The organism is Weissella sp. DD23 (assembly GCF_001579105.1).
Lineage (GTDB): Bacteria > Bacillota > Bacilli > Lactobacillales > Lactobacillaceae > Weissella > Weissella cibaria.
Map to the genome: position 1 here is coordinate 1 of NZ_KQ970405.1, position 3,748 is coordinate 3,748.

At 36.2% G+C, this 3,748-nt stretch carries 2 protein-coding genes and 1 pseudogene; 1 reads left to right on the forward strand and 2 read right to left on the reverse strand.

The window, feature by feature from the left end; all coding sequences use genetic code 11:
- Positions 1-480 precede the first annotated feature (480 nt).
- Together WEIDD23_RS12895 and WEIDD23_RS11805 are read right to left on the reverse strand one after the other, a co-directional pair.
- Positions 481-915, reverse strand: a pseudogene (locus WEIDD23_RS12895) (FtsX-like permease family protein); the annotation flags it as partial.
- A gap of 152 nt (positions 916-1,067) precedes the next feature.
- Positions 1,068-1,340 (reverse strand): hypothetical protein, encoded by a 273-nt coding sequence (locus tag WEIDD23_RS11805; protein ID WP_156469657.1) that lies wholly within the window; start codon positions 1,338-1,340, stop codon positions 1,068-1,070.
- A gap of 325 nt (positions 1,341-1,665) precedes the next feature.
- Here WEIDD23_RS11805 and WEIDD23_RS11810 point away from each other — a divergent pair, with 325 nt between their 5' ends.
- Positions 1,666-2,478 (forward strand): hypothetical protein, encoded by an 813-nt coding sequence (locus WEIDD23_RS11810; protein ID WP_062359084.1) that lies wholly within the window; start codon positions 1,666-1,668, stop codon positions 2,476-2,478.
- The last annotated feature ends 1,270 nt before the right edge of the window (positions 2,479-3,748 follow it).

A 3,748-nucleotide genomic window follows, 5' to 3' on the forward strand; every position in this document is an offset into this window, starting at 1 on the left:
GTTAAATTACCTAGAAAACAAATTGATCATGACTATAAACGACAAAAACATAAGCAAATCTACTATATCCAATAGATACTACACGTGTAAGAAAGTGGACTCATGTAGCACTTTAAACTACTTGTATATTATTCATGTAAAAACTTATGAAAGGGGAAAAATATGGACAGAATAACAGAACTATTGACTGCAGCCACTGCACTAATCGATTCGACTACAACCTTGATGGTAAAATTGACTTTACTAGTCACTGTCATTCACACATTTTTCTAATACTAATTGGCCAAAATAGCGATATGAAATCGAATTAAGTTAAATTGGTATAAATTGTGAAAAAGCCCGAAACTGACGTTTGTGAAACGCCGTTTCGGGCTTTTTTGTAGTTTGTGAATGGGGGTTGCTGCACAAAGTGCGCAAACCCGCGTCAGATCAACCACTCATTATAATCGATGTTATGTCTACTGCTTTTGGTATAGGTTACTATTTAAGGATATCTATTAGGTTGTTGCTTGCTGCCTGTTTTGCTGGCAATATTCCAAATGTAATACCAACCAAAGTAGAAACGGAAAATGCGAGTACAAAAGATTTCAATGTCACAATGGCCTTAAACGGGAGTAATACTGAAATGGACATTGAAATAATAGCTCCTAGTGCAAAACCTATAATTCCGCCTAGTAATGTTAAAAACATTGCTTCAAATAGAAATTGTAGCAAAATTTGTTTAGGCTTGGCACCTATTGATAGGCGTATTCCAATTTCTTGTGTTCGTTCTGATACAGAAATATACATCATATTCATAACACCTATTCCAGCGATAAAAAGAGAAATACTAGCAATTGCACTGATGAAGTATGTTAATGCGTCTATTACTGTTTTTATTCCTGATAAAATTGACCCTAAATCAACGTAATTATAAGTAGGCTACCTTAATTCCGAATTTCTTGCGTATTTCAACAGTCGGTACACCTTTGAGGTACAGATAAACTGCTTATATTTGAATTTCTTTTGAAAACATACAAAAACCCCATGAGTTAGATTTGCTCCAACTCATGGGGTTCAGTTCACTTTTATAACATTCGTAATCCTAGTCCGAAGCCATTCAAAATACCACGGCGATTCACCATCGAAATAAGTTTTGTAACCGATGTAGGAACACCTTGATGTGATTTACGAACTACTTTTGAGATACCATCAGTAAAGCGAGGAATTTCAAGGCCTTTCAACTGATTTTTGGCTAATTTTTCTTGATAAGTTCTTAAAAAAACTCCTAATTCACTGTCTCTACCTACGTCATTAAGGGCTAAAGTGAATTGATTTAATAAATCTTTTTTTTGGCTCATTTTTCGGCTCATTTTTCGGCCTTTCTTAGTATAAGTATTTGTAACGATTACCATCCATGAATGGAATTGATGAACTCATTTCCAAGTGCACGACCTGTTTTTGTTTGCATAGTAACTTAACCTCCTGTTAGTTGTTATTATATGCACTAAATTTTATTATCAACCAAACAATCACTTCTATAATTATAGACCCTAAATAAGTTCATATCTGAATAATCGATGTTATGTCTACTCCCTTTGGTATACGAAAAATCATATGTTCCATAACATTAGTTTGTCGTCATAATTTGATGTAGTATCTTTTTATAAAGGAGTATATAACTTTATGGTTGAAACGTTATTAATTCAATGGATTGGACGTTCAGATGTATACACATTACTGGCAGCTATCTTTGGTGCTATTACAGCTGTTGGTACTGTATATATATCTGAACATTTAAAAAAAAGGTCTGAACACAAGGTGGTGATTAGGCCCATTCTTTCAAACCACACTTTTAATTCCCACTTGTATTTTGAAGATGAAGGCTATGAACATCCACTATATGAATCAAACTTGTCTGATGATTTTAATGAAATAGATATAAAATTTGTTAATTATGGAGATGCTATATACAACGTTAGATATGTACTGAAATTAAATGATGTCTCTAATTTATTAGCTTTTATAGAAAAAACTGTCCCGGATTATGGTGTATATATACCGGAATTTAAAGTATTATCTGCTAGTGTAGAAAGCGAGTACGAGTACATAGGAAATGATGAAATCATCGAGATAGAAAATAGTGAACACCCAGTTCTAGTTATTGATGAACTGGGGTCTGATCGGAAAAACCTTCCCCATGAGGAAGGTATTAATAGTGAACATATGGGGTATGAGTCTTATATACCCAGAAACGCAATATACTCAGTTAAAATTTCAAAAGGGTATTATTTACTAATTCAACTGTTAATTGAACGTGTATTAAAATTAGAAAATCGATCTTCGTACTTAAATCTGTTCCAACTAGAAATTCAGTACGAAGATATTGAAGGAAATACTTATAATAATTACTATCCGTACAGTCTAACTATATATAATACTTTTTTTAATCCTATGAGTAACTTTATAAAGGCAAGTTTAGTTTTGTCTTCTGAATGATATATATTGCACAAAAAAACTTGCAAATAATTTATAGGATAGTTAAAGTTAGGATATCAATTAATCGAATATAAAAGAAAAGGCGCTTATCAAGCCGGCAAGCAAGATAAGCGCCAGTGCAAAGAATGCATCACCATTCAAAGCACGTTGTCATTCAACATGTAAGTACATTATAGGGTACTTACCGAGAATGCGTCAAGAAAAGAACACCTTCTGACGAGAGACAATGTGACTAAGAATAGTCGCATTGTCTCTCTTTATTTTTGCACTCGATACCCGCCCCGTTACGGCGACAGAGTAGAACGCACTCAGGACAAAGAAGCCTACATGGAGAGTAGGACGGCACGTGAAGAACCTTGCTGTATGCTCCACAGACAGCGTAAACAGAGACGTGGAGAAGAGATAGTTAACCGTCCAACACAATGGGTAGCGATTAATTGTCCGATCACGATTTGCACCGTGATGAAGAAATATAGCATGCGGAAAAGCTGAACGAGTAATCGTTCGAAGTCAGTAGTCCTAGCGTTATGTGGTGGGTTAAACAGTTACCATATATCAAAAAACGCCCTGAGAAGCCCTCAGAGGCGTTTTTAGGTGTCAGCAAGATGAATAGACACAAGTAGATATAAAACAACGTCAAAACATAACCGAAGGTTGTAAGGGGTAGCTTGAACATAATCTACTGTGACATAAGTCAGTCGTTGCGAGATGCACTCAACGAAACACACCAATTAGCCCCAATAAGGGGATAGTTGGTGAAGTGTCGAGAGAGAGAGCCTTGCAGGCTATCTGTAACGACTGATCGAGATATTGTTCAACATGGTGTTTAATAAATGGGTCTTTAAAAGGCGTCAGCATGTAAGGGGTCCAGGGGCTTGCCCCTGTGTCTGCCGAAGGCTCCAATTAGCCGGTGGAAATATGGTACGGGGTAGATATTAATTTGGCTTTCACTTCTGCCAAATTTGTCCAGCGAGCGTGGGGGTCTTTTTAGCGGCTAATTAGTGTGAGATCTAGTAAAAAATTCTTTAGGCATCTGTCAGTGTTTTTTCTGACAAGCGCACTTACACATCACTTTAAAAAAGTGATGAAATTGCTCCCTGATTACATCAGAATGCGCACTTACACCCCACCCAATTTTTGGGCGTGATTTGTGCTTAAAATGTGTACCAGAAGTTGCTGTCGCAACAACATAACTAACCGCCCGTTGGTTGGTAGAAAAAAGCTAGTTACTGTCCTAAAAAAAGGACAGTAACTAGCTTTCTTCAATGGT